The organism is Treponema sp. Marseille-Q4132, from assembly GCF_014334835.1.
GTDB lineage: Bacteria > Spirochaetota > Spirochaetia > Treponematales > Treponemataceae > Treponema_D > Treponema_D paredis.
In genome coordinates this window covers 1,864,954-1,890,822 of the sequence record NZ_CP060591.1, presented here as the reverse complement: position 1 = coordinate 1,890,822, position 25,869 = coordinate 1,864,954, and the positions used below count along the sequence as shown (strand labels likewise).

The 25,869-nt window shown below is 49.0% G+C and carries 22 protein-coding genes; 8 read left to right on the top strand and 14 right to left on the bottom strand.

Translation table 11 applies throughout. From position 1 onward, the window contains the following. Window positions 1-145: 145 nt before the first annotated feature. A complete protein-coding gene (locus H9I35_RS08595; RefSeq protein ID WP_187419007.1) occupies window positions 146-1,045 on the bottom strand; it encodes a PrsW family glutamic-type intramembrane protease in 900 nt (299 codons plus the stop codon). A 57-nt stretch (window positions 1,046-1,102) separates the two neighbouring features. Here H9I35_RS08595 and H9I35_RS08590 point away from each other — a divergent pair, with 57 nt between their 5' ends. After that, entirely contained in the window at window positions 1,103-1,684 is a 582-nt protein-coding gene (locus H9I35_RS08590) for a shikimate kinase (protein WP_187419006.1), read from the top strand. Between the two features lie 65 nt (window positions 1,685-1,749). Here the strand turns inward: H9I35_RS08590 and H9I35_RS08585 are convergent, their stop codons facing one another. The 4 genes from H9I35_RS08585 to H9I35_RS08570 all read right to left on the bottom strand — a co-directional run bounded on the left by H9I35_RS08585 (window position 1,750) and on the right by H9I35_RS08570 (window position 6,655). After that, on the bottom strand, window positions 1,750-2,262 hold the full coding sequence (locus H9I35_RS08585) for an FKBP-type peptidyl-prolyl cis-trans isomerase (protein ID WP_371809439.1): 513 nt from the start codon (window positions 2,260-2,262) through the stop codon (window positions 1,750-1,752). A gap of 31 nt (window positions 2,263-2,293) precedes the next feature. Continuing rightward, window positions 2,294-2,548, bottom strand: coding sequence for a NifU family protein (locus H9I35_RS08580; protein ID WP_016520955.1), 255 nt, complete (start codon window positions 2,546-2,548; stop codon window positions 2,294-2,296). Between the two features lie 372 nt (window positions 2,549-2,920). Next, window positions 2,921-5,017, bottom strand: a complete 2,097-nt coding sequence (locus H9I35_RS08575) for a flagellar assembly lytic transglycosylase (protein ID WP_187419004.1) — start codon at window positions 5,015-5,017, stop codon at window positions 2,921-2,923. A 21-nt stretch (window positions 5,018-5,038) separates the two neighbouring features. Continuing rightward, window positions 5,039-6,655, bottom strand: a complete 1,617-nt coding sequence (locus H9I35_RS08570; RefSeq protein WP_187419003.1) for an Hsp70 family protein — start codon at window positions 6,653-6,655, stop codon at window positions 5,039-5,041. A gap of 152 nt (window positions 6,656-6,807) precedes the next feature. Here H9I35_RS08570 and H9I35_RS08565 point away from each other — a divergent pair, with 152 nt between their 5' ends. The 3 genes from H9I35_RS08565 to cls all read left to right on the top strand — a co-directional run bounded on the left by H9I35_RS08565 (window position 6,808) and on the right by cls (window position 10,326). After that, window positions 6,808-7,977 carry an ISAs1 family transposase gene (locus H9I35_RS08565; protein WP_187419002.1) on the top strand — a complete coding sequence of 390 codons (1,170 nt, stop codon included), beginning with the start codon at window positions 6,808-6,810 and terminating at the stop codon, window positions 7,975-7,977. Between the two features lie 191 nt (window positions 7,978-8,168). Continuing rightward, window positions 8,169-8,708: a rubrerythrin gene (gene rbr / locus H9I35_RS08560; protein ID WP_187419001.1), complete on the top strand. Its 540-nt coding sequence runs from the start codon at window positions 8,169-8,171 to the stop codon at window positions 8,706-8,708. Window positions 8,709-8,736: 28 nt separating this feature from the next. Further along, entirely contained in the window at window positions 8,737-10,326 is a 1,590-nt protein-coding gene (gene cls / locus H9I35_RS08555) for a cardiolipin synthase (RefSeq protein WP_187419000.1), read from the top strand. Between the two features lie 33 nt (window positions 10,327-10,359). On the opposite strand, the gene H9I35_RS08550 is transcribed toward cls, so the two are convergent. The 5 genes from H9I35_RS08550 to H9I35_RS08530 all read right to left on the bottom strand — a co-directional run bounded on the left by H9I35_RS08550 (window position 10,360) and on the right by H9I35_RS08530 (window position 17,945). Continuing rightward, window positions 10,360-11,037: a fructose-6-phosphate aldolase gene (locus H9I35_RS08550; protein WP_187418999.1), complete on the bottom strand. Its 678-nt coding sequence runs from the start codon at window positions 11,035-11,037 to the stop codon at window positions 10,360-10,362. Window positions 11,038-11,100: 63 nt separating this feature from the next. Beyond that, complete coding sequence (locus H9I35_RS08545) at window positions 11,101-11,934, bottom strand: hypothetical protein (RefSeq protein WP_187418998.1); 834 nt, start codon at window positions 11,932-11,934, stop codon at window positions 11,101-11,103. 561 nt (window positions 11,935-12,495) lie between these two features. Next, entirely contained in the window at window positions 12,496-14,562 is a 2,067-nt protein-coding gene (gene htpG / locus H9I35_RS08540; RefSeq protein ID WP_371809437.1) for a molecular chaperone HtpG, read from the bottom strand. Window positions 14,563-14,852: 290 nt separating this feature from the next. Continuing rightward, window positions 14,853-15,761: an arginase gene (gene rocF, locus H9I35_RS08535; RefSeq protein ID WP_187418997.1), complete on the bottom strand. Its 909-nt coding sequence runs from the start codon at window positions 15,759-15,761 to the stop codon at window positions 14,853-14,855. A 444-nt stretch (window positions 15,762-16,205) separates the two neighbouring features. Next, the gene (locus H9I35_RS08530; RefSeq protein WP_187418996.1) at window positions 16,206-17,945 is read right to left on the bottom strand and encodes a flavocytochrome c; all 1,740 of its coding nucleotides are present in this window, start codon (window positions 17,943-17,945) and stop codon (window positions 16,206-16,208) included. A gap of 389 nt (window positions 17,946-18,334) precedes the next feature. Here H9I35_RS08530 and H9I35_RS08525 point away from each other — a divergent pair, with 389 nt between their 5' ends. Continuing rightward, window positions 18,335-18,562: a YdbC family protein gene (locus H9I35_RS08525; RefSeq protein WP_180487205.1), complete on the top strand. Its 228-nt coding sequence runs from the start codon at window positions 18,335-18,337 to the stop codon at window positions 18,560-18,562. A 52-nt stretch (window positions 18,563-18,614) separates the two neighbouring features. Here the strand turns inward: H9I35_RS08525 and radA are convergent, their stop codons facing one another. Next, complete coding sequence (gene radA, locus H9I35_RS08520; RefSeq protein WP_187418995.1) at window positions 18,615-19,970, bottom strand: DNA repair protein RadA; 1,356 nt, start codon at window positions 19,968-19,970, stop codon at window positions 18,615-18,617. 228 nt (window positions 19,971-20,198) lie between these two features. After that, on the bottom strand, window positions 20,199-21,515 hold the full coding sequence (locus tag H9I35_RS08515) for a DUF1015 domain-containing protein (protein ID WP_187418994.1): 1,317 nt from the start codon (window positions 21,513-21,515) through the stop codon (window positions 20,199-20,201). A gap of 45 nt (window positions 21,516-21,560) precedes the next feature. Between H9I35_RS08515 and rpoN the strand changes: the two genes are divergently transcribed. Then, on the top strand, window positions 21,561-23,024 hold the full coding sequence (rpoN, locus tag H9I35_RS08510) for an RNA polymerase factor sigma-54 (RefSeq protein ID WP_187418993.1): 1,464 nt from the start codon (window positions 21,561-21,563) through the stop codon (window positions 23,022-23,024). A gap of 294 nt (window positions 23,025-23,318) precedes the next feature. Here the strand turns inward: rpoN and H9I35_RS08505 are convergent, their stop codons facing one another. Next, the gene (locus H9I35_RS08505) at window positions 23,319-23,618 is read right to left on the bottom strand and encodes a hypothetical protein (RefSeq protein ID WP_187418992.1); all 300 of its coding nucleotides are present in this window, start codon (window positions 23,616-23,618) and stop codon (window positions 23,319-23,321) included. Window positions 23,619-23,661: 43 nt separating this feature from the next. Between H9I35_RS08505 and H9I35_RS08500 the strand changes: the two genes are divergently transcribed. Together H9I35_RS08500 and H9I35_RS08495 are read left to right on the top strand one after the other, a co-directional pair. Then, on the top strand, window positions 23,662-24,054 hold the full coding sequence (locus H9I35_RS08500; protein WP_016520969.1) for a hypothetical protein: 393 nt from the start codon (window positions 23,662-23,664) through the stop codon (window positions 24,052-24,054). Beyond that, window positions 24,039-25,073, top strand: a complete 1,035-nt coding sequence (locus H9I35_RS08495) for an SAM-dependent methyltransferase (protein ID WP_187418991.1) — start codon at window positions 24,039-24,041, stop codon at window positions 25,071-25,073. The genes H9I35_RS08500 and H9I35_RS08495 overlap by 16 nt, the downstream gene beginning before the upstream one ends. A gap of 108 nt (window positions 25,074-25,181) precedes the next feature. On the opposite strand, the gene mscL is transcribed toward H9I35_RS08495, so the two are convergent. Then, entirely contained in the window at window positions 25,182-25,619 is a 438-nt protein-coding gene (gene mscL / locus H9I35_RS08490; protein ID WP_187418990.1) for a large-conductance mechanosensitive channel protein MscL, read from the bottom strand. Window positions 25,620-25,869: the final 250 nt, after the last annotated feature.

Sequence of the window (25,869 nt, the reverse complement as noted above, 5' to 3'; positions counted from 1 at the left end):
ATAATGGCAATCAATATGTTCTTCATTTTTCTGTCATTTACTTTATAAAAAGAATAAAATCTGTCCACCGAGCGAAGTTCCCCGCGCCACTTGCAATGAACACGCAAACGCAAAACGTTCCGCGTAACGCGCTTTGTTCGCCGCATCAATCGGCGTTGTGCTCAATTTGCCGAATTTTCAGCTGTTTCGTGTCGCTTTTCCTTTTCGTATCTTTTTTTAAGCTTTCCTTCTTTTCCTGTTTTATCGATTTTCCCGCAGCCTTCTTCTCCTTTGGTATTTTTCCGGTACCGGCTGCACCCTTCGACGATTTTTGTGATTTTTCCCCTTCAATTTTATTTTTGGTTGTTCTTTTTATCTCCGTTTTTTCCGCTATTTTTTCTCCCGCACTTTTTTCTTCGGCCTGACTCGTATAACCGATCCTGCATTGAACGGCCAAGAATAAAATCGCCGCAGCGGAAAACCATTTGAAGTCATCGTAAAGAGCAAAAAAATCATATAGACCGTGAATAAGCGGCGCAAACAGAACTGCGGCTATATCGATCCGCATTCTCTTTATCGAACGGATAAACAAAGCGCCCAATCCCGCACATAAGGTATGTACCGCATCGCTTGTAAACATCCGCGTAAAAATCTGCGCGTAAATGAGATGCGCGCCGATTGTATTTGCCTGCTGCAAGTGCTGCAAAAAATAAATCGCCGACTCGAAACATCCCAAACTCATGCCGCAGATACAGGCACACAAAAAAAATTTGCCGAGTGAAAGCCGCTTGGACGGCAAAAAAAGCATAAAGATAATTTTAATAAATTCTTCAATAAGCCCGTTAAATAAAACCGCACGTAAAAGCTGCGTAATCCAATGATCGGAATTCAAAAACGGAATATCGGCTGCATAAAACTGCAAAATCGAAATCGGTGCGACGGCAAGCAAACCGAGCAGTACGGCATACAAACAGAGGATTATCCCTGTTTGTGCGAAGCGGCGCACGAAAAAAAATATAATAATAAGAGGAACGAAACAGAGCGCAAGCGCCGCATAGATATTCATATAAAAAGCATACTGTAAGTTATGGACTTTTGCAATTACAAACAATATACTGAATCCATGACATCAGCTCTCGATCCCGCATATATTATTTTCGGCATAAAGCATTCCGGCAAAACAACACAAGGTCGTCTTCTCGCACAAAAGCTTTCATTTTCTTTTGTCGATATCGATGAAATCATCACAAAACAGACGGGATTTACGCCTCGGCAAATATATTTCGATTACGGTCCTGAAAAATTTATGAGTGCGGAAGAAAAAGTCTGCAGCGTGCTTGAAAAAAAATGTGCGGGGAAAAAAATCGTCATTGCGACCGGGGGCGGTATATGCGACAACGCGCCCGCGCTCATGCGTTTGCGCGACTTGGGAATTTTTGTTTTTCTCGAAGTATCGGAAGATACCGCTTTCGAAAGAATTTTAGAAAAAATCACGTTCAACAGTGACGGCACTATTGAAAATCTGCCGGCATATATCGCACGCAAAAATCCGAAAACCGAAAACGAAGTAAAATCGATTTTTCATGATATTTTTACGGAACGGACGGCAGCCTATCAATCGTTTGCCGATATAACCGTTCCGCTTGCAAACGTTTCGGCGGAAGAAAATTTTAAAACGCTTTGTGCCGCACTCGGCATCATGTAGGACTATTTAAAAATTTTTCAACCGCAAAAATACGCATTGCGTTCGAAAGCAATCTCTTCCAATTATCAATAATCGTGACTTCCGCACCCCCCGCCGCAGCCTCCGCATCCGCCGCCGCAGCTTCCGCACCCTCCGCCGAAATCGGACATTTCGGGCATGAGCTCTTCGTCGGTCGCTTCGCGCACATCGACGACGCTGACGTCGAACACGAGCGTTTTTCCCGCCAATTCATGATTGCCGTCGACGGTAACGGTTTTATCCGTTATGTTTTGTATCGTCACGGTCATGGGACCGCCTGCCGTCTGCGCTTGAAATTTCATACCGACTTCAAGCGGAGAGCCGTTATCGAACTGATCGCGCGGCACTTCTATATGCAGCTTCGGGTCGTATTCGCCGTAGCCGTCTTTCGGCAAAACGGTCACCGTAAACGTATCGCCGGGATTTTTTCCTTCGAGTTCCGCCTCAAGCCCCGGAATCAAATTACCGTTTCCGTGCAGATATTCGAAAGGTGCGAGCCCGGAAGACGAATCGATCAAAGTGCCGTCGGAATCTTTCAGCGTATAATGTATTTTTACCATTCTGTTTTTTGCAATGCACATACGCGAGTCCTTATTCCATTTCCGTTTCTTCTTCCTGAACGACTTCCGTCACTTCGGGACAGGCGTCTTTCAGATAACGCTCGACGCCCATTTTAAGCGTCATCATGGCCATGGGGCAGCTGCCGCACGCGCCGACAAGTTTTAAGTGAACACGATTTTGTTCATCCAAGCAAATATATTCCATATCGCCGCCGTCTGCCTGCAGTTGCGGGCGGAACATATCGAGAGCTTCTTTTATGGAAGCTTCAAGTCTTTCGTTTGCCATATAATCTCCAATAAAAAGTTTTGCAGGAAATAAGAGCCTTCGGCTCGTTCTGCAAAGAACAGATTCTACGTATCCGCTTTCGCGGACTTCGAATCAATTTCCGAAAAAGTTTTTAGCCGTGCGCGTGTGCGCACACGTTCAATAGTCGAGTTTGCAAAATAAAGCGTATCGTATTCATTCGATTTTTATCGAAACGCCACGTATACACGTCTTCTGCAAACATCCGCGCAAACTCGAGATCCAAAGCGACGGCGATATTTCAGACGGCGCTTTGGATCGTACCTCCTAATAATCCGAAACGATGCCGCCGGCTCGGAATGCGAAACAGCCGGCACCGCGATTAAAATTTCATACTATAAATATACTATAATTTTATCGATTTGTGATTTTTTTCACAACGGCCGGAACCGGCGTATCGTAATACAAACTTGCATACATCGCCGATGCGGATATAAGCTTTCGTCCGTAATCGCGCGTTTCCGAATACGGAATCGTTTCCAAAAACAAATCGCTTGCCGCATGTCTCCCGAGTTCCAAATGCGAATTGTTTATCCAACGGCGTACGCGCCCGATTCCCGCGTTGTACGCAAAAAAAGCCGTAAGGGCCGAATCTCCAAGCCGCTTCGTAAGATACGCGAGATAATACGCACCGAATTCGATATTCGTCGCAGGATCGAGCAAATCGTAATCGCTCCGTTTCAAGCGTATCGCAATTTCATCCGCCGTTAAATCCATCAGCTGCGTTAAACCGCGCGCACCCGCAGCGCTTATGATATTATTGCTGAAAAAACTTTCGGTGCGGATAAGCGCATACAAAACCGCTTCGTCGATACCGAACGCTTCGCACGAAGCCGAAACTTCTTTTGCATAATTGCGCGGATACAAAAGTTTCCACGCATCTTCATCGAGCGGTACATCGGCAGATGCTGCCGCTTTTGCGATGATCCGCAAACTCTGCGCATAATATTCGTCCGTACCCGACGCCCCTTTATTTAAAAATCCCGAAAGGGCTGCGGCACAAGAAACGCTTATCGATTTGCCGTTCGACGTAAACGAAAGCCATTGGGGATAAATTTTTTCCGGCAGTCCGAAAAGCGCATAGCCGAGCAGCAGCCGCTCAACCTCTTCGTCCTTTATAAAATTTTTATTGATTCCCGTACGACGAATTACGTCTTTTGCCGCTTCATCATCGAGGCCCAGCTTTACCGCCGCAAGCGCTTTGTAATACGTATCGCAATTGAGAGAAAGCACGCGGCGGAATGCATTTTCGGCTTCATCGCGCGGAGCGGCGGAAGCAATCAACCCCTCCTGCACGAGCCTTCCGTACAAATACGCAAAACGGCCGACCGACACATCCGACGCATAACCGTCGACAGCTTCATACACTTTTTTAAAATCGCTCCAGCGCGATTGCGAGAGAAGCAGAGGTACGATAAGTTCAAAAAAATCGTCAAAGTATGAAGGGTTGTCTATATTTTCCCGATAGGTTTTAAACAGGCCCATTGCGGTATCGACCGACGTACGAAGGCTCCCGTTCAGCAAATACCACAGCGCGTTGTCATAGCGGATTCCGCTCTGCGCCGTATTCATGGCACGGACAAAACAGGATTCCGCCGCCGCGTAATCGGAGTCGGCTTTATCGTAAAGCCTTCCGGCATAAAAATACGCGTTGTAAATGATATCCTTATCGCTTTTTTCTTTCGCCGCAATTTCGGTAAAAATTTTCGCGTTTTTTATATAACTCGAACTGCCGTAAAGGCAAGCTTTTCCCATATCCGAAACGATCTGCGCCGTAAGCGGCAGCGTACCGTTTTTTATTACGGTTTCGCGGATTTCGGAAAACCGCTCATACGCCGAATTGTAATTCGCATTGTATACATCGATTCGGAAATTAATAATTTTGCTTTTTGCCGACAGCAAACTTTCGGTTACCGTTTCCTGATACAATCGATTCATCGAAAGCGTCATAGGCCGCGACGTGTACCATGCGTATGCTTCGTCTTCAAACTGCCGGTTGTTTCTTTTAAATAATGCGCCGAGCCTTATGCGAGCGATATCGTTTTTGCACGATGTCATATCAATCGATTCGGTCAATGCAAGAATTTTCGAATACTCGCCCGCATTTTCATACGCGCCGAGTGCAATCAAAATCGCATCTTCATCGCCGTATTTCGCCAAGAGTTTTTCGCACGCCGAAAGCCGCTCCTGTATCGTACCGAACTGCACGAGTTCTTCCGCACTGCGAAGCACCGCATAATACGAACCTTTTTTTAAACATCGAAGGAAAAGCTGCCGTGCCGCTTTTTCTTCACCTTCCGCTTTTTTTCGAAGTCCGATATAGTAATTCGCATCTTCACCGTACAGTCTGCGAAGCGAATCGAAACCGCTTTCGTTGCATCCCGAAAAACCGACGGCAAAGGCGAAGAGAACAAAACTTATTAATAATTTTAATAAACGAAAATTCCGCACGGTTGCTTTGCGAAACGGAGATTACTCTGCCGGAATGCGTATCGTCGTTCCCGAAATGATATAATCGGGATTTTTGATATTGTTGTACCGGGCGATCCGCGGATAACGCCACGGGTTTTTATAATACGCGTCGGCTATATCCCACAGCGTATCGCCCCATTTGATGCGGTACACGATATCTCCGGTCGATTTCGAAGCGGCGGCAGGACGTACGGGTGCGAGCGCTTCGGCTTTCGGTGCAACGACGATTTCATCCGGCTTTGCGGGCAAAACCTGCGTCTCTTGCGGAGCTGCCGGCGTATCTTTCGGCGTCAAAACGAAAATATCATTTTGATGAGATGCCCGCGATAAGAGTACGTTGTACTTTGACGGTATCACGAACAAAATCAATATCGCCGCTATAACGCAGATTAACGCGCACAGCAGGCAGATAAGCACAGGCACTTTTGTCTTTTTTTTGATCGTTTTTTCAGGTTGGTATTTCGTAGCGGTAGTCCCCTCTTGTGTTTTTGTATCATCGGTTTCGCCGAATTCCAAATCATCGAGCGAATCGATATTCCGTGCGGCACCGTCCGTTTCGTTTGCCGGTATATCGATGCCGTCAAAAAAATCATCCGAAAAAGAATCGCTGCCGGATGCCGCGCCGATATCCGAAACATCGCTTTGTGCGGGCGGTGTTTCATCAAATACAGGCAAATCCGACGCATCGAAATGAAAGTCGTCGGCGCTGCCGGATGCCGCTTGTACATCTGAGGCCGATTCCGTATCGGAAAATACGTCATTCGAAACGGGAATATCCGCAGATCCGAAAACGGCATTATCTTCCGAAGATTCGGACGAAGCGTTGCCGTCGGCTTTTTGCGTTTCGAGTTCATCAAACGACGGCAGATCCACCGCGTCGAAATGAAAGTCTCCGCTTCCGTCAAGCGTTTGTTCCGTCTGCGGTTCCGCATCGAAGGTCGAAATATCGATATCGCCGAACCGCACATCATCGGAGGCATCAAAGGACTCCGCATCGAAACCGCTTTTCCCCGGCGCTTCCGGTGAAGAAAAATCCGGCGGAGAAAACATTGTGCTTTCCGGCATTATATCGGCGGCATCGTTTGCCGTATCGGAAACGCTCTCGGCGGATGCGGAAACGGGTTTTATCAAATCCAATTCTTCCGGCAAATCAAGATCGCTGAAATCGAGCGCGTCGTCTTTGGATTTTTCCTTTGACGCCGCATGCATCAATCCTCCGGCTGCAAGCGCGGCGCCCGCCGTAATCGCAGGCCCGTATAGATTATCGCTGTCGGTATGTTCGGAGACCGCTCGTTCGACAAGAGAAACCGTAACCGTATTACGGCCTCCGGATTTGCCGTCATTGATTTCCGCAAAAAGTTTATTATCTTCGTCGAGGGCGACGGTAAACGATATGTCCGGCTCTCCGTTCGGCTGTGCGACGAGATTGTCAATCTGCAGCGACGCCGCATACTCCGCTCCTTCCATGGAATTTGTTTCCGAGCGGTATAAATCGACTATGATAGCGGTTTGATTGTCGCGCGCCGTTGTCAAGTCGAGCGTTTTTTTTGCAGGTACGCCTTCTTCGAGCAGAGGATAAAACGATCCGTCCGCAAGTTTGATTCCGATCATCTTCATAAAACACCCTCAACTGTCACAACTATGATACACTGAAACCGAATATAACGCAATGCGTCCCTTATAATATTGTCGGCATCATTGCCCCTTCACGGAAATCAATTTTTACCCGAGTATTGTTTAAAAAGTTGATAAAGTGCTAAAGTAAGTGTATGAGGTGGGAAACATTAGAAGAAGCACTTGTAGTGCTTGAGACGGAACGGGAATACGACGGGTATTTTTGCAGCGTACAAGACGCGGTTATCATCGTGATTTTGGGAAGCTTGTGCGATTTGCAAAGCGTAAAGAAAATCCACGAGTGGGCAACGACCGAACATGTCAGAACATTTTTGGCAGAAACGTTCGGAATCAAACGAATACCGTGCTATTGGTGGCTGTTAAGCCTGCTTGGAATCATACGGCCGGAATCATTGAATGAGTGTATGAAACAATGGGTAGCTTCGGTTGTACCGGCTCTTGCAGCAAAACTTGAGACGGAAGAGAAAGAACAAAGCGCGAAGAAAAAGAAGCAGCCGTTGACGATAGCCATAGACGGAAAAGCTATCCGCTCAACGGGAAAGATGAAAAAATACGACAGTCCCTTGCATATCATCAGTGCACAGATAGGGGAATTGGGGTTGACGCTTGCCCAAAGAACGGTCGAATCAAAGAGTAATGAGATTCCTGCCGTACCGGAATTGATAAAAGAGCTTGAAATTCAGGGCTGTATGGTGGTCGCGGACGCAATGAACTGTCAAATAGAGACTGCCGAGGCGATAATTGAGGCAAAAGCGGATTATTTGTTAAGTGCGAAGGGCAATCAGGAAGCACTTATGAACGATATCGCGGAGTATGTTCAGGATACAAAGCTGAGAGTGACGATGGACAGCATCACACGAACGGAAAAGGGACATGGGCGGAAGGAAAGGCGCAGTGCGTATACGAGTGCAGATGTTTCATGGCAGCCGGGAGGACGAGTATGGCCGGAACTCAAATGTATTGGAGCAGTGCATACACGATTTGAGACGAGTAAAGGGGTGACGGAAGAATGGCATTATTATATTTCAAGTAAAGCGTTACGAGCGGAAGAGCTGCTCCATCATGCAAGAGAGGAATGGTCGGTGGAATCGATGCATTGGCTGTTGGATGTACATTTTGACGAGGACAGATGCAGGGTGCAGAGTAAGAACGTACAACAGAATCTCAATATGCTGCACAAGTTTGCGCTTAACATAATCCGCATACACAAACGTGAATCACAATCGAAGCTGCCTTTAAACGGGATTATGTTCCGTGCACTTATGAATCCTCAAGCATTATTACCGCTTTTGGGCAAAACTTGATTTCCGTGTTGCCCCTTTCCTTACGCTCGATTTCACAGTATAATCGATTAAAGCTATGTACATTGAACGAAGCCGTGATAAATTTTTTTATTATTTCCGGTTTTTGCGTTGCAAAGATACGGTTCGCGCGGCGATCGAAGCTTCGGCAAACATCGCTGCGTGCGGCTCATATTATATTATTCGAGGTTGCTATGGCACAACTGAAAGGTTCAAAGACAGAAGAAAATCTCAAAACGGCGTTTGCGGGCGAATCGCAAGCTCACACGAAGTATCTCTATTTTGCAAGCAAAGCGCGCAAAGACGGATACGAACAGATTGCCGCACTGTTTGAAGAAACGGCGCATAACGAAAAAGAGCACGCAAAAATATGGTATAAGCTGCTCAACGGCGGTATCGGTACGACGGCGGAAAATCTCAAAGTTGCGGCGGCCGGTGAAAATTACGAGTGGACCGATATGTACGCCGAATTTGCGAAAGTTGCAAAAGACGAAGGTTTCGATAAAATCGCAAAACTCTTTGAAGGCGTCGGCGCGATCGAAAAAACGCACGAAGAGCGTTATCGAAAACTGCTCAAAAACGTCGAAGGCGGTCTCGTCTTTTCAAAAGACGATGATCGAATTTGGCAGTGCCGGAACTGCGGTCATATCGTCGTCGGAAAGAAAGCTCCCGACGTTTGTCCGGTATGCGCGCATCCGCAAAGCTTTTTCGAAATCCGCGCTGAAAATTATTAATTAACGGAAAGCCGGTAATCGGAGGTATATGACGGCAAAGCGAAGAAAAAAAATCGACCGGGGCAAAGACAGCGAGTATCACAAATGGCTCACCAAGCCTGTCGTACAGTCGCTGATTTACGGCAGGATCGTCTTTATGATTCTGCTGCTCGTTTTGCAGCTTTTGCTGTTTGTCGGTTTTTTTCTGTGGCTCGGTTCGTCCATAGAATACTTCCTTATCGTCAGCCTTTTTGCGAGCATCGTGTTTTTTGTTTTTTTAATAAATCGGGAAAGCAAAAACGAATACAAACTCGCATGGCTCCTTCCGATCTTTATTTTCCCTTTGAGCGGGATCTGCTTTTACATTTTAGTACACTATCAAACGTTGACGAGCAAAATGCAAAAGCAGATCTCCCGCGCGGATAAAAACGCCGCACGGAAAATTATTAATTCCACATACAAAGAAGAAAAACTTCCGTATCCGGAAATACGCGACATCATAACCTATTTGAAAAATTCCGCGTTTTTTTTGCCGTATTTACACAGCGACATCACATATTATCCGAGCGGAGAAGACGCCTTTCCCGAAATGATACGGGCGATGAAGGCTGCAAAAAAATTTATCTTTATGGAATATTTTGCAATCTTCCCCGGCGTCATGTGGGGAACGATTCTCGATACTCTCGTTGAAAAGCGTAAAGAGGGCATCGAAATCCGCATCATGTACGACGGCTTCGGCTGTGCACCGCTTTCTCCGCGAAGCTATCAAAAATACCTGCGATCGCTCGGTTTGCAAGCGGCAATCTTTACGCCTGTCATACCTATATTCACCGCATATCTCAACAACCGCGACCATCGGAAAATCTGCGTCATCGACGGAAAAGCGGCGTTTACCGGCGGTATCAATTTAAGCGATCAATATATCAACGAAACGCACAAATACGGCTACTGGAAAGATACCGTTATCCGCGTGTCGGGACCCGCCGTACGCTCGTTTACCGGTATGTTTTTGGAATTATGGGATATCGTTACCGAAACGAAAGAAGATATCAATCCGTATCTCGACCTGCGTTATAAAAAATACGACGTGCCGGGCATCGTCATTCCGTACAGCGACAACGCATACAACAATCAGGACATCGCGGAAAACGTCTATTACTATATCGTCACGCAGGCGAAAAAGTACGTACACATAACGACACCTTACGTCATTATAGATAACCAAATGATGAACGCGCTCATCTTTGCCGCACGGCGCGGAGTGGACGTGACGCTGCTCGTGCCGCGTACGATCGATCACTTTGTCACGTTTTGTACGGGACGTATGTTCATCAATACGCTCGTCGAAAACGGCGTGCGCGTATATGAGTTTTCGCCCGGTTTTATTCATGCGAAGATGTTCATCTCGGACGATACGACGGCGGTCGTCGGTTCGATAAATCTCGATTATCGAAGCCTCTTCGACCAGTTTGAAGCCGCCGCCTTTATCTACAAGCATCCGGTCGTCGCAGAAATCGAAGCCGATTTTCAAAAAGCAAAAGCGCAGAGTGCCGAAATAACGAAAGCGACATATAAAAAGACACCGATCTACCGCCGCATTATCGGACGCATATTCAGAGTATTTGCGCCGCTTCTCTAGCGGCGCACGGTAAGAAATTAATAATTAATAAATTTACAATTTTGCGATCGTCTTGTCGCCGTACATCGATTTCCAATCTCTGTTGAACACATCCACGGCGTCGCGGACGGAAGCGAAGTTTGCACCCGCTTTTAAAATATCGCAGCTTGCCGTACAGCTTTTCGCTCCGTTTACGAACGCGGCGACAAGTTGTCCCGCATTTTTAAAACTTGCTCCGAGAATTTTACAATCGCCGTTTGAAGACGCGGCTAAGCCGGAAAGTTCGCGGATAATACGGTCGGGATCGCTGCCGATGTTCACTATCCGATTGTAGTATACTGCAAGATAGTTTGCGCCGCTCATCATAGCAAGCGCACCCTGCACCGTCGAATACACCGCCGTCGCGGTAACATGCCGTCCCGTTGCGGAAAGCGCTTTTATCGCAGCAAGTCCGTCCTGCGTAACCGGTATTTTAATGAAAGTGTCGCTGCCGAGTTCACGAATAATCCGCTCGGCGTCGTCAAGCATTTCGTCACAGCGTCCGCTCGAAACCTGTACGTGCAGCGGACAGATGTTTTTGCATACGCTTTTGATTTTTTTCAAATGTGCAAAAAAATCCGCAGGCCGTTCGCGTTTTAAGATCGTCGGATTCGTCGTGATGCCCGAAATCGGCAGCCATCCGATTCCTTCCGTAATTTCATCGAGGTTCGCCGTATCGAGCATAAGTTCCATTGCATATCTCCGTGATGCCCTGTGTACCGCAGTCAACACCGATGTAAAAACTCATCGAGTCTCTTAATACTCGTACGTCAGTTCCGACATACCGACCAGTTCGGTAACCGTCGTACCGAATTTTTTTGCGACCGAATACGATGAAATTCGCGCTATATTGCCGGCGGTATCGTATTTGTAGATTTCTCGGGCAATAGTTTTGTTGTCGGCATCGCTCGTCGTAATTTCGTTGAGCACTCCGCCGTTGCCGTAGCGGAAATAACTGCGTTTTTGCACTTCGCCCGTTCCGTCTATAAAGGTCAGCGTATCGATTTTGCCGCCGTCCGTATACGCATAATCGATCTCTTCATCGAGCGAACCGTCGGCATAATAATGATTTTCGACAGAAAGTCTGCCCGCATCATCGTATGTGTATACGATTTTCCAAACAAGTTCGCCGCCCGCGCCGTAGTATGATTCATCGGTGAGAAGGCTGCCGGTATACGTGTAAATCGTTTTACTTTTTAAACCGCCGTCTTTTCCATATTCGGATTCGTCGGCTTTATTTCCCGATGCGCCGTAAGTGACGGAGCTTTTCCAAATGAGCGCATTGTCCGCATTGTAGCCGTCCTGTGCGGTAAGTTTTCCCGACGCATCGTACGTATTTTTAATCTTATTGACGAGAGTTCCGCGACCCGTCATCTCCGACGATTCGATCTCCCGACCAGCTCTGTCGAATACGCGTACGATTTTCATTTCGGGCGTACGGAAATACTCGCCGAATTTCGCCGTAATACCGTAATCGATACGCGTATAATTTTTTACCGCGCCTTTGAGCGGAACATATTCCATAACATCGAATGCAAACACAGAAACGCACATGACAGCCGCAATCAGCGCGGCGAACATCTTTTTCATACAGCCCCCGTAATTATCAAATCGTTGTAATCGTTTTATCAATTAAATTTCAATTTATTATACACGTAATCGGCGGCCTTTGTCAAAAAGTTTGAAAACGCTCTGCGATATCGCACCGGCATACCGTCTCGCCTTCAGGATGGTCTCAATTTACGCACAAGCGAGGAAAAGGACGAAATCGAGCGTTCCCGCCTCGGCGGTTTTGATGCTTCAATTCACATTTCCATGAGGGAACGACCTCGACACGACGGGGCTAACAAAATCGCTCTTGCGGTTTCAATTCACGCTCCCGTGAAGGAGCGACTGCACCGACGGGAAGCTCGTAAAATTTTTTCCAGTTTCAATTCACGCTCCCCTGAGGGAGCGACCCGCATCCTGATCTTTATAGGGGCAATCATCTTTGTTTCAATTCTCGCTCCCGTGAGGGAGCGACACGACGACGTTGTACACATAGCGTTTGACAGTCGGGTTTCAATTCACGCTCCCGTGAGGGAGCGACAAAAGACTGTATTTCCTCCCATACTTGCTGCTTGTTTCAATTCACGCTCCCTGCGGACGGATCTAGCTGCTCAAAAGATTGTTCATGCGCCTTACGAAGTCGGCGGGATCTTTCAGCTCTTCGCCGCCCACGAGCAGCGCTTGATCGAGCAGCACAAAAGAAATATCGGCGATGCGTTCTTTATCCTCGGTATCTTTGAGCTTTTGCACGATCGGATGATCGCCGTTCACTTCAAGGATCGGCTTTACGTCGACGCCGGTCTGTCCCATCGCTTTCATCATGCGTTCCATTTGGAAGGACGGATCGTTTTCGTCGACGACGATACACGAAGGACTGTCCGAAAGGCGCTTGCTGAGCTTTACTTCTTTGACTTTGTCGCCGAGCGCTTCTTTAATCTTTTCAACGATCGGTTTGAATTCTTTTTCTTTTTTTTCGGCTTCGGCTTTATCGACGCCGAGTTCGTCGTCGCTGCCGGCTCTGTTTACCGATTTCAATTCGAAGTCTTTGTATTTTCCGAGCGCGGGGATAACGATGTCCGCGATGTCGCTTGCGATTATTAAAACTTCGAATCCTTTTTTCGTATACGCTTCGAGAAGCGGGCTCGAACGCAGATTGTTTTCATCGCTGCCGGTGATGTAGTAAATCGATTTTTGGCCGCTTTTCATACGCTGCACGTAGTCCGCAAAACTCGTCCATTCGCCGCCGGCAGTTTTATCCGCCGCATTTTGACCGGAATCGCCTGCAGTGCCCGCGTCTTTTTCCGCAATCTCCGCAGCACTTGCACCGTCTTTTACATCCGGCTTGTATGTCGTTTTAAATCGAACGATTTCCGCAATCTCCGCGCGGTTTGCAAAATCCGAGTACAGACCTTCCATCATCGGGCGGTTGAACTGCGCGATAAACGTATTCCATTTTTCGATTGCTTTTTTTTCGGTGTCGGTCGGCTTTTCGCTTTTCCGCGCTTTATCGGCTTCATCACCGAGTTTTTTGAATTCGCCGAGCAGCTTTTTTACCGACTGCGCTTTGATGGTTTCGAGGATGCGGTTTTGCTGCAGGATTTCGCGGCTCACGTTGAGCGGCAAATCTTCGCTGTCGATGATGCCGCGCACGAAACGGAGGTATGCCGGAAGCAGTTCGCGGTCGTCGTCGGTGATAAACACGCGCTTAACGTAGAGCTTGATACCGCTTTTGTAGTCGGCTTGATACATATCGAAGGGCGCGGTTTTCGGAATGTAAAAGAGCGTCGTATATTCCTGCGTACCTTCGGCATGCGTGTGGACGTACATGAGCGGATCCTCGCCGTCGCGGCTCATCGTTTTGTAGAATTCGTCGTAGTCCGATTCTTTCAAATCGCTCTTCGACCGTTTCCACAGGGCGCTCGCGCTGTTTACCTGATCGACTTTGTTTTCGCTCGACGTAACGTTACCCTTGTCGTCGTATTTGTTTTGTGTATAGTGAAGATAGATCGGAAACGCGATATAGTCGCTGTATTTTTTAATAAGCTCTTCGATCTTCCAGCGGCTCGCGTATTCTTTGCTGTCGTCGTTCAAATGCATGACGACGGCGGAACCGCAGCTTTCGCTTTTGTCGAAGCCGTATTTTTTCGCTTCTTCGCTGCCGCATGCGACTTCTTCGATATCGTACGAGTTCGTGCCGTCGCTCGACCAGTGCCAAATTTTTCCGGACGGATCGGCCGCTTTCCGCGTGTATACGTCGATTTTTTTTGCCGCCATAAACGCCGCATAAAAACCGACGCCGAACTGTCCGATGAGCGCCGAATCTTTCGACGCTGCTTCGTTCAATTTTTCAAAAAACGCTTTCGTACCACTGCGCGCGATGGTGCCGAGGTTATCGGTCAAATCCTTATCGGTCATGCCGATGCCGGAATCCTGCACGATAAGCACGCTTTCTTTGCCCTCGTCCCCGCCTTCGAAGGAAATGTCGATGCGCGGCGTAAAATGCACGCCTTTGAATGCGTCGTCGGATACGGTGAGGTATTTGAGTTTGTCGAGCGCGTCCGATGCGTTCGAAACGATTTCCCTGAGGAAAATATCTTTGTTCGAATACATCGAATGGATGATGAGTTTTAAAAGCTGATTTACTTCGGTTTGAAATTGATACGTTGCCATACAAGCCTCTTTTTAGAAATTAGTGCGGAAAATTCGCAGATACTTTTAATGTACTGAAAAAGAGCGGCATTCGGCAAGAGAGAAAATATCTGTTTCAAAACAAAGGCGGCGGCAAAGGGATACGGGATAACAGGGCGTTGCGGGGTGTCCCCGCAGAGAGGGTAGAGCGCAACCGTGTGCGCTCGGAGGGAGAGACTTCTCCCTCCTTATTAATTAATAAATCGATTTCGAAAATATCAATTAATAATTAATAATTGTTATATCGCCCCGCACCGGAAATTCTCCGCGCGTCAATACAATTTTTCGCCGAGCAGGCGGGCGGCAAGAGAAACGGCAAGCACTGCGGTTTGATTTCTCACGTCGAGGATCGGATTCACTTCCACGATGTCCGCCGATTTTACGATGCCGGTACCGCTCATCTCTTCCATAAGCAAAAGCGCTTCACGGTTCGTCATGCCGGCGGGAAGCGGAATACCGGTGCCGGGAGCGAACATGGGATCGAGTACGTCCATATCGAAAGACACGTGTACGACGTCCGCGTGCGTTTTAAAAAAGAGTAGGACTTGTTTGACGACGGACGGAAAGCCCTGCCGTTCGATGTCGCTCATCGTAAAAACCGTGACGCCGGATTTTCGCATCAGCTCTTTTTCGCCCGGATCCAAATCGCGGATGCCGACGAAGCACACGTTCTGCGGATCGACTTTGCGTCCGTCAAAATATAAATTTGTCAATTCCGGAAGACCGAGTCCGCACGAAGCGGCAAGGCATTCGCCGTGGATGTTGCCCGAAAGCGTCGTCTCGGGCGTGTTGAAATCTCCGTGCGCATCGACGTAAAGCACGCCGAGCTTTTGTCCGTTACGTTTTGCGGAAGCGGCGGCTCCGGCAAGCGTGCCGAGAACGATCGAGTGATCGCCTCCGAGCGTAAGCGGAAATTCTCCCGCAGCGAAAGAGTCATCCACTTCTTTTGCAAGCTGCGTGCAGGCATCCGCAATCGGCTTTAAATATTTTGCTTTCGGGTTTCCGACCTCTTCGTATTCCTGTGGATGTATGCGCATCGGCGAATTGTATTTGACTAAAGTGTGGCCGAGCGATTCGAGTTTTGCGCGTAAACCCGCGAGCCGTATCGCGGACGGCCCCATATCGCTGCCGTGGCGGGAAGCTCCGAAATCGAGCGGCATTTCGATAATGTGAATATTCATAAAAGCAGTATAATGCGAATCGGAGGTTTAGGACAACACACATGCAGGACGCCGCTTGCACTCACGCCGCATAACGGAAAAAGAAGCGCGAAAAACCGAAACCGCGCCGATGCACGAACCGTACCGGCTGTCGATTTCGGTTTGTTAATTTTTGTATGCCGACAGGCCCGCGCCCCGCAACGAGCGCGTAAGCGCGAAGTTTCGAGCGACGCGCACACAGTACACCCGCGAGTTTTCGAAAGAAAACTCGAAGTTAAATTGAACGGCGCTATTTCAGACGTTCAATTTAAACCTTCCTTAAAATTCAACAGTCGAACAAAATATCATTTTTGGAGACTGTTGAATTGGTGCGCGAGCGCGCACACGTATATCAGCGAGTTTTCGAAAGAAAACTCGAAGTTAAATTGAACGGCGCGATTTCAGACGTTCAATTTAAACCTTCGTTTATTTTTTAATATAATCGTAAGCCTCGTCTCCGGCAATTTTGCCGAACACTTCGATATCCGCGACCGCGTTGCCGCCCAAACGGTTCGCACCGTGAACGCCGCCGGTCACTTCTCCCGCCGCAAAGAGGCCGGGGATCGCATTTCCCTTTGTGTCGAGCACTTCCGTCTTCGTATCGATTTTGATGCCGCCCATCGTGTGGTGTACGGCAGGTCCGATTTCGATCGCGTAGTACGGTCCCTTCGTCAGATCGCGCTCCAAACCTTTCGGGTTGCGGTTGAAGTCGGCATCTTTTTTGTTATGCACATATCCTGCGTAGGTTTTCAGCGTCTTTTCAAATTCCTGCGCCGGTATTTCGAGCTTTTGCGCAAGTTCCGCAGGCGTCGCGGCTTCGGTCAGCAAACCTTTTTTCGCATAGCCTTCGATCGCTTTCAGAGAGTCGCGTACGTCCTGATCGAAAACGAGGAAAGCCGTTTTGTTCGGCTCTTTTAAAATCGCGGCGGACACTACGTCGCGCGTTTCCATTTCGTTGATAAAACGTTTGCCCGTGCGGCTTACGAGGATCGCACCGTTGCCTCGCACCGCTTCGGTGATCATGATACCCTTGCCGGGAACGACCGTCGGGTGCGTTTGAATCTGCTCCATCTGCGTAAGCGCGCCGTCGAATTTTTTAATCCATTCGAACGCATCGCCCGTTGCACCCGGATGATTCGTCGTGCCGAATCCCGCAAGCTTCGGATTGTACGTTACAACCATATCGGGATTTGCACCGAAACCGCCGGTCGCGATGATGATCGCTTTTGCGCTGACTTTATAATCGCCGTTCGGAGACGTGACAGTAACTCCTGCGGGCTTTCCGTTTTCCGCAAAGATGTCGGTCACTTTATTGTTGAGGCGGACATCCGCTCCCTGCTTTTGCGCCGCAGCGTATAAAAGAGGAACGAGGTGAGAACCGATCGCAGCACCTCCCTGCGGACGGTGAATGCGCTTATTCGTCGCGCCGCCGAAAAGACCGACGTCGCTCAAATCCGCACCGACGATATCCGACTGCAGCCACTCTACGATCGCCGCGGAATTGTCCACGAGCGTATGAACGAGCGCGGGGTCGTTGAGATTTTTTCCGCCCTTCATCGTGTCTTCAAAAAACTGCTCCTTCGAATCTTTGATGCCGAGCTTCTCCTGCTCTTTCGTATACGCGGCATTCAAACCGCCGGTCGCGCTGTTCGTATTGCCGCCGACAATGCCCATCTTTTCAAGGACGATGACTTTCGCTCCTCGGTGCGCCGCTTCCGTTGCGGCCGTAAGACCCGCGCCGCCCGCGCCGATAACGACGATATCGCACGACGTATCCGTCGCTTTTTCCGCAGCCGCCGTTTCACCCTGCGACGCTTTGACTGCAGCCTGCAGCGCCGCCATCGTCGCGTTCGATGTGATCGTCGCACCCGACATGATATCGAGTCCCTCGACCGACTGCTTCGCAACCGCCTGATCGATGACGAACTGTTCCGCGGGCTGCGCAAAACCGGTTTCCGATTCTTTCGTCACCTTTGCGCCGGTGATTTTTCCGCCTTTTACGGAAAGGATCAACTCGATCGGACCGTTGCGGCCCTCGCCTTTTCCCGGCCATTCGCCGTCAACGAATTTTCCCTTCGCTTTCCCTCTGCTGCTGATTACGATCCCTGCAGCAGCCGCAATGACAAAAATGCCGATCGCAATGCCGATAGCCTTTTTTGAGTTCATAGAAGCTCCCTTTGCGCATATGCGCATATGTTAATTGAAAAAAGCGGACGAGATGATGCGCATCTCATAGCCTCTCTTGCGTATGTGTTAATGTATCCGCTTTTCGATTAAAATATAACAAATTTTTATGCAGGGTGCAATATTACCAATACGGGTGCAGGGCAAAAAAGCAAGATCCCGTACGGCAGCATTTTATAGCAATTCCGCATCGCAGGCGACGTGCGGCACGAAATGTGCTATTATAATTATATTAAAAGTGCCGGTTGATTCGAATACGGAACAATCAGGACAAGCGCATCGGAAATGTATACACTGAAAAGAAGTATGTAATTGAATGAAAAAAGGCGGAAAAATAATCAGCACCGTATTTATATATGGAGGATGCAATTATGGCGGATGATTTTACTTTTGAAATTACGAAAAACATCGGCGTCGTCTCCGAAGGCAAAGGCGGATGGAAGATGGAGCTCAACCTCGTGTCGTGGGGCGGCCGCCCCGCAAAATACGACGTCAGAAGCTGGTCGCCCGACCATCAAAAAATGGGCAAAGGTTTGACGCTGACGAAAGAAGAACTCACGTCTCTCGGAAAACTCATCGCCTCTCTTCCGGCGGAGTGATCCCGAACCGATTGGATTGCACTACGGGCGCTCCGCGCAAGCGGAACTTTTGTCATGTTCCGAACAGGATCGTTACGAGCTCTTTTACGTCGCGAGCCTGAGAGACGCCCTTGGTTTTTTCCGGCGCGATGACCGTCGAAAAGCCCATATTTTGCGCCGTCTTTGCGCGCTGTGTCAAACGCGGCACGGGACGAATTTCTCCGGCAAGGCTCAGTTCGCCGATCACCGCCGTTTCCGCTGCGAGTGCGACATCGGTGCGTGCCGAATACAGTGCCGCCGCAAGCGCAGCGTCGATCGCGCCTTCCGTCAAACGCATGCCGCCTGCCACATTGATGTATAAATCCTGATCGGAAAAGCGCAAGCCCGTCCGTTTTTCAAGGACTGCTGCCACGCGCGCAACGCGCGCCGAATCGATTTTATCGCTGTACACGCGGGAAAGAGACGCCTTTGCCGGTACGACGAGCGCCTGTATTTCAACGATAAACACGCGGCTGCCTTCGAAGACGGCGGTACACGCGACTCCCGCGGGCTGATTGCCGTCGCGCCTCGTGATAAAGAGCACCGACGGATCGGCAACTTCGGTCAAGCCTTTTTCCGTCATTTCAAAGATGCCGATTTCATCGACCGAGCCGAATCTGTTTTTCGCAGCGCGCAAAAAGCGGTATTCGTCGTTACTGCGTTCGAATGAAACCACGGTGTCGACCATGTGTTCGAGCGATTTCGGGCCGGCAATCAATCCTTCTTTGGTCACGTGCGCGGCCATTATTAAAACGGCGTCGCGCTCTTTGACCCAGCTTATCAATTCGTTCGCGCAGTATTTCAATTGATTGACCGTTCCCGGAATCAAACCGGCCTGTACCGAATACGTCGTTTGAATCGAATCGACGATCACGAGCACGGGATTTTGCGCATCGAGCGCGGCAAGCATATCTTCGAGGCGCATCGTACACAAAAGCTCGATACCGGCGGCAGCGAGGCCGAGCCTCTCGCTCCGCTCTTTTATCTGCGCGGCGGATTCTTCGCCCGACACGTAGAGTACGCGCATCGCATTGCCGTTCGCTTTCGCCGCAAGAGAAGCCGTCTGCAAAAGCAGCGTCGATTTTCCGATGCCCGGCTCTCCGCCGATAAGGACCGCGGAACGCATCGCAGCTCCGCCGCCGAGCACGCGGTCGAATTCCGCGATGCCGGTCGCAAGGCGCATACCGTCCTTTGCGTCCACGCGCGAAAGCGGCACGGGCTTTGCACGCTCGGAAACGCCGGAACGTGAGAGGCTTACGGCGTTCGCGTCGAGGATGCATTCTTCGAGCGTGTTCCATTCGCCGCATTGCGGACAGCGTCCGAGCCAGCGCGGCTGCGAATAGCCGCAGGACGAACACTTGTACACGATCGTACCGGATTTTTTTGCCATCGCAATTCCTCATAAATTATTAATTTCTAATGCCGAGTTTTGAAAATATACGCTAAATAAAGTTATGCTGCCGGCGAAAACTTTGTTCGCAGGCTTACGCCGTTCGCTGCGCTCTTCGTAAACGAAACGGTGTGCGCTGTACACGACACTCTGCGCCGGGGTTGTTTATTGATTTTCGTGCGTTTCGTCAGCACGAGGCGATGTCCCGTCCGCTCGCAGCGTTTCCCGCTAAAACAGTTTTCGGCATTCGAGGTAAAAGCGCTTTTCGTCGGCTTCACCCATCGAAAAACTTTTTCGCGGGAGCGGCCCGTTTTTTTCGATCGTCGCAAAAAAGCTTGCTTTGTCGATCGGAGGAAGGAGGATGCCCGTCGTACCCTCTTCGGCGCCGAGGTGCATCGTTTCCGCATCTCCGTGAATATAATCGATCGTTATGTCGATTCCGGCTTTCGCTTTTTCAGCTATATAATCGTCGACGACTGACTGAAAAGCGGAAACCGCGAGCGAAGAAATATTCGTTTTTAAAAGCGTGTACGATGTTTTTCCGCCGGACGTGCTTGCAAAGCCGAACGATGCGCTCGATTTTTTTACGGCGTTTTCAAGTTCTTCGGACGACCGGCACTGCACAACCTCTCCGCCGAATTGAGATGTCAAGCGTAAAATCAATTCCGCCGCGTCCGCTCCGAAGAGCACGCGGTGAATAGGTTCGAACGTGAGACCCGCATCGTATATATTGACGATTTCGACGAGGGCGTAACGCACGCGGCTTACCTTGCGTTCTTCTTCGCCGAGCCTTTGTTTGTATTCGTCCCACACGGCTTTTGCGGTTGCAAGCGAATGATTTCCGTCGCCGACTGCAAACATAAACACGCTGCCGTCGCTTTCGGTATTCGACTCCGCGATTTTTTCAAGCGATGAGAGGATTGCTCCTTCCGAAGATTCCGGTACAAGCCAGCCTTTTATACTTCCGCCCTTCATCATGAGATTCCCCGAATAAAGAGGAGCGGATCCGGACGCTTTGACGGCGGCTCCCGCACCTCCGACGAGGGAATCCGACGCATCGTTTACGAGGAGCATGATGTGCGGTGCTTCGAGCGGGGCCCCGCTCCTGATCGCTTTACGAGGCGGAATGCGCGAAGGGATCGTCGCTTCGGTTGCGCGGATAAGCGCTTTCGAAAAAGGCTTCCACTCGTAGCCGTCCAAATCGATTGCCCCTACGAGACCGCGCCGCATACGGCCGAACGCCGTCGTGCGCTCGACGTAGACGAAGCCGTGTTTTTCTTCAAAGAGGCCGTCATCGATGTAGCGCTTCATCGCCGCCTGTATGCCGGCAATACGCGATTCTTTATCGCCGTCGCCGAGATAGACTTCCGGTAAAATGAGATTCAAAGCGCTCGGTTTTCCGCTCGCCGCTTTTTCCGCCTCTTTCCAATAATTTCTGTCCTGCGTATATTGATCGCAGGCGATGCACGACCAGCTTGCCGTATCGATGTTTTTCGGCAGCAAAAGATCGGGAACGGAAAGAGCGAAATCTGAAAATGTGTTCATACGGAAAGTATACCGCCAAGTATTTTTTTGTGCTATACTTAACTTATGCCCGATTTTTCTTACGGACAAGTGCAGCAGACTTCGCAAGTGCAGCGGCAAGTATTGTCGCAAAAACAGATTCAATCGCTGAAGCTGCTCGCGATGAGCGGCGAAGATTTGAACGCCGAAATCCGAAAAGCGGTGAATGAAAATCCCGCACTCGAAATCGTACGCGATAATGCGGCCGCGGATACGCCCCGTGCGTCTTTTCCCAACGACAATACGCGCACTTCCTATGCGTCTCAGGCAGGCAACGAAGCAGCGCAAAAATTTCAGGATGCATACGAAAACGCCGCCGACACGCGGGAAACGCTGCAGGAACATCTTTTGTTTCAGCTGAACGTAATGAAACTCTCACCCGATGAAAAAGCGCTCGGAAAAGCGCTCATTGAAAACTTGGACGAAAACGGCCGGCACATCCTTGCCCCCGCATCACTGCTCGACAAGTCGCGCCCCGTACAAAATACGGCAATGCTCAATAAAATGCTGCATATCATACGCCGTATGGATCCCGAAGGCACGTGCTGCAACGACATGGAAGAGAGCCTCTACGTACAGGCGCAAATCGCAGGTGACGCTCCGCCGCTCGCGCTTTTTATACTTGACGGACACATCGACGTGCTGTATTCGAACGACGCGACTCCCGACATAGAACGCATCAAACGAAAAATTATTAAATTGCAGGAGGCGTCCAAACGTGAGTCTTTCGGCGGCGAGCGGGCAATCGATTCGCTTACGATAACTTCAGCCGATGTGGAAAATGCGGTCGCCTTTATCTCCCGCTTAAACCCGCATCCCGCGCAGGGTTACGGCAAAGCACCCACGCACTACATTTCGCCGGACATCGCCGTGACCGAAGCCGCGGGAGAAGTACCTAACACCTCCGATGAAAATGAAATGTTCGTGGAAAACACGCACGAAAAGTATTTCCGCATAACGCTTGCAAAAGGCGCCATTCCCTCCGTCCGAATCGCTCCGGGCTTCAACGCGCAGCACCATAAAGAGCTTAAAAAAAATCTAAAAGCCGCAGAACAATTTTTGGACAACCTCGCATACCGCAAATCGCTCCTTCTGCAGTCATGCGAAATCATCGTCAAAACACAGATCGGTTTTTTTTCATCGCACGGAAAAGGCTACCTTGAAGAACTCACGCAGAGCGAAACGGCGCGCATACTCGGCGTTAACGAATCGACGGTGTCGCGTATGGCGAACGAAAAATTCATGCAGACGCCGTGGGGCCAGCTTTTTCCGTTAAAATATTTTTTTACGAATTCGCAGGACAAAGTAAAATTCGCACTGCGCCAGCTTATCGAAAACCGTGCAAGCGGAAAAAAACCGCTGTCTGACAGAGAGCTCGTCGAAAAACTCGCCGCCCAGGGTATACACGTTGCGCGCCGCACCGTCGCAAAATACCGCACGCAGCTTGCGATCGGATCGTCGTATACACGCGGAAAAACGCCGAAGCAGTAAAATCGCACGCACAGCCGGCACGGAAAACGCGATGCCGGCGCCGTCTAACGCGCAATCCGCAGCTATCCCCTATACCGACACCGAACGCATCAAGCATATCGTTATATTTTTTAAATGTCTCGTCAGACAACACTTGGCAACCGATTCTTGACGCTTTTTTTACGATGATTTTATAAAAATTTCAGCATAATAGATAGGGTTCGATATTTTATAAAAAATCACAACCCCTTATAATGTTTTTCAATAAGCTTAGCCATCAGTTTTCGGCGTTCAATAAGATATTTGTCATAATCTTTAACGGTCATATTTACAATCGCTTTCGGAATACAGTTTGAGGTTTGTAATGATTTCCGCAAGATCATCCATATCGGCAGACGGATTATCTTTTACATAATCGGACAAAAACTTCATCTGTTTAAAATCGGATTTGAAAATTTCAGCAATATCGGGTATCCAACGTTTATCTTTTAAATGTGAAGCATCTTGAACTGCAAATCGCTTTGTTTCATCTTCTGGAAACGGATTGAATGCGATTCTAATCCTGTCCTTGTTAAAATCGGAATCAAGAACTTCTTTGCCGGCAATGGAAGCCATGAGTGCGGTTGACTATACGCGGAAAAACAGCCATACTGTTCGTATGCATACCGCCGCACGAAAATCGGTTCGATACGACGATATCGGCAGAATAGACGCTCCCCAAATCTGCGCCCTGCCGGGCGTGCTCGACAACATAAGCAAAGAAGGATGCAAAGTGCATTACCCTTTTGCCGTGGTAGTCGATCTCGACAGCGATTATGAAATAAAAGTCATGCCTTCTCGCATCGCAGGCGAAATGCACAAAGCCTCTTTTACGCTGCTCTGTCATCCGCGTTGGGCAAAAGAAGACAAAGGCGTAACCGAAATCGGCTTCCGTATTCTCCGCTCCCCCGACTCCGTCCATCTTTCCGAATATATCGAAAGTCTTTCGGACGCCGCCGAAGATCAGACGGTCGAAAACCAAATCGTCGGCTCCGTATGCCAAGTAGTGTAAAAAAAATACCGGGCGCAGCATTTTTATCGTTTCCCGACATGTACGATATGCTCGTCGCCGAACTTCGCGAACGTTTTTTTTGCGATTTGCGAAAATCCGTTCGGTACGGCGATTTGCTCTATATGCCGTATATCGACAATTTATTAATTAATAATTTAAAAAATGAAAGCGAATCGATCGGCGATGGGAAAACTGCACAAGGTATTCCCCCATTGCGCGTGCCGTATTGGTGCCGCACCGCCATGCTCTCGCCTCTCTCGATCGGCTTCGAATCGATCGGCGATGCTTGCCGCGCGCTTTCGGGCATACAGCGAAACTGGGCGCCGTATGACTATCAATTTTTCAGACGATCGGCTCTCATCAGAGAAAAGCTTCCGTATATCAATCTGAAAGAACGATCCTTTCCTGTGCGCATACCGGCCGCCCCTATCGGCTTGTATACGCTTACCGGAGAACATACGATGCTCGCCTCGGCCGCAACGACGAGTTTTTTGCCCGCAGGTATGATTCGTTTTACGGAAAACCACGAAGATCCGCCGAGCCGCGCATATTTGAAACTCTACGAAGCGCTGACGCTCATGCACCTTTTTTTCGGCTGCGACTTGCCGGGAAAAGGCGAACGCTGTTTTGACGCCGGTGCAAGCCCCGGAGGCTGGACGTGGGTGCTTGCCGGTTTGGGCTGCAACGTGTTTTCCGTAGACAGAGCGGAACTCGTGCCCGAACTTATGAAAAATCCCCGCGTCGATTTTTTGCGTCACGACGCTTTTACGCTTAAACCCGAAGACGTCGGTACATGCGATTGGGTTTTCAGCGATGTGATATGCTATCCCGAAAGGCTTTATGAATGGATCGGTACGTGGCTTTCAAGCGGACTTTGCAAAAATATGATCTGTACCGTAAAAATGCAAGGCGGTATCGATTGGCAGCTTATCGAAAAATTTGCATCTCTCCCGGACAGCCGCCTCGTACATTTGAATTATAACAAACACGAACTTACATGGCTCTGCTGCAAAAAATAATTTTAAAAGCAGTAACAGCGCAAATATCGACTTTAAAAAAACGGATGCCCCTCCGCAGATATGCGCCGAACAATCTGCAAAAAGAACGTCCGTTTCCTAAAAAAATTATTAATTTTTGTTCTTCAAGATATCGCGAATTTCTTCCAAAAGCACGACATCGGCAGGCTTTGCGGGAGGCACTTCGGTTTTTTCTTCTTTTTTCTTAAAGCTTTCGAAAATCCTGACGACCGTAAAAATACAGATTGCGACGATCAAAAAATCGACGACGGTTTGTATAAACTTACCGTAAGCGACCGTCGCTTCGCCGATTTTGACACTCAAATTGGTAAAATCGACACCGCCGACCAACAAACCGATAAGCGGCATAATGATATCGTTTACGAGACTCGAAATAATTTTTCCGAACGCACCGCCGATGATGACACCGACCGCCATATCGACGACATTACCGCGGGAAATGAATTTCTTAAAAGCCGTCGCTTCTTTCGATGCCGCGGAAAATCCGCTCTTTAAGCTGAACTTGCTTTCCGAATTGTTTTCACCCATAGATTGCTCCTGTAATTGCAGTTGATACATTACAATAGCAGAATATGCTTTGTAGGCCTTTCTGTCAATGATACGGACGGATCGGTTTCGTGTTTTTTCGTAACCTGCGCTTGTCATAATTTTTTTTAATAGATATAGTACAAAATGCTTTAAAACGCGCTGCCGAACGATTCGGTAAAGCTTTTCTGCAAAAGTTTTTATGGAGGATGATGAAAGCCGCCGTCTGAAATATCGCCGGCGCCTTTCATTT

Bases quoted from the DNA above. Each gene is read 5' to 3' on its own strand.
- rbr (WP_187419001.1), top strand. From the start codon at position 8,169: ATGGCACAACTGAAAGGTTCAAAGACAGAAGAAAATCTCAAAACGGCG.
- H9I35_RS08545 (WP_187418998.1), bottom strand. From the start codon at position 11,934: ATGAAAAAGATGTTCGCCGCGCTGATTGCGGCTGTCATGTGCGTTTCT.
- H9I35_RS08550 (WP_187418999.1), bottom strand. From the start codon at position 11,037: ATGGAACTTATGCTCGATACGGCGAACCTCGATGAAATTACGGAAGGA.
- rocF (WP_187418997.1), bottom strand. From the start codon at position 15,761: ATGAATATTCACATTATCGAAATGCCGCTCGATTTCGGAGCTTCCCGC.
- H9I35_RS08565 (WP_187419002.1), top strand. From the start codon at position 6,808: ATGAGGTGGGAAACATTAGAAGAAGCACTTGTAGTGCTTGAGACGGAA.
- H9I35_RS08595 (WP_187419007.1), bottom strand. From the start codon at position 1,045: ATGAATATCTATGCGGCGCTTGCGCTCTGTTTCGTTCCTCTTATTATT.
- mscL (WP_187418990.1), bottom strand. From the start codon at position 25,619: ATGGGTGAAAACAATTCGGAAAGCAAGTTCAGCTTAAAGAGCGGATTT.
- H9I35_RS08500 (WP_016520969.1), top strand. From the start codon at position 23,662: ATGCATACCGCCGCACGAAAATCGGTTCGATACGACGATATCGGCAGA.
- rpoN (WP_187418993.1), top strand. From the start codon at position 21,561: ATGCCCGATTTTTCTTACGGACAAGTGCAGCAGACTTCGCAAGTGCAG.
- H9I35_RS08505 (WP_187418992.1), bottom strand. From the start codon at position 23,618: ATGGCTTCCATTGCCGGCAAAGAAGTTCTTGATTCCGATTTTAACAAG.
- H9I35_RS08580 (WP_016520955.1), bottom strand. From the start codon at position 2,548: ATGGCAAACGAAAGACTTGAAGCTTCCATAAAAGAAGCTCTCGATATG.
- H9I35_RS08530 (WP_187418996.1), bottom strand. From the start codon at position 17,945: ATGAACTCAAAAAAGGCTATCGGCATTGCGATCGGCATTTTTGTCATT.
- H9I35_RS08525 (WP_180487205.1), top strand. From the start codon at position 18,335: ATGGCGGATGATTTTACTTTTGAAATTACGAAAAACATCGGCGTCGTC.
- cls (WP_187419000.1), top strand. From the start codon at position 8,737: ATGACGGCAAAGCGAAGAAAAAAAATCGACCGGGGCAAAGACAGCGAG.
- H9I35_RS08495 (WP_187418991.1), top strand. From the start codon at position 24,039: ATGCCAAGTAGTGTAAAAAAAATACCGGGCGCAGCATTTTTATCGTTT.
- H9I35_RS08515 (WP_187418994.1), bottom strand. From the start codon at position 21,515: ATGAACACATTTTCAGATTTCGCTCTTTCCGTTCCCGATCTTTTGCTG.
- htpG (WP_371809437.1), bottom strand. From the start codon at position 14,562: ATGGCAACGTATCAATTTCAAACCGAAGTAAATCAGCTTTTAAAACTC.
- H9I35_RS08570 (WP_187419003.1), bottom strand. From the start codon at position 6,655: ATGAAGATGATCGGAATCAAACTTGCGGACGGATCGTTTTATCCTCTG.
- H9I35_RS08590 (WP_187419006.1), top strand. From the start codon at position 1,103: ATGACATCAGCTCTCGATCCCGCATATATTATTTTCGGCATAAAGCAT.
- radA (WP_187418995.1), bottom strand. From the start codon at position 19,970: ATGGCAAAAAAATCCGGTACGATCGTGTACAAGTGTTCGTCCTGCGGC.
- H9I35_RS08585 (WP_371809439.1), bottom strand. From the start codon at position 2,262: ATGGTAAAAATACATTATACGCTGAAAGATTCCGACGGCACTTTGATC.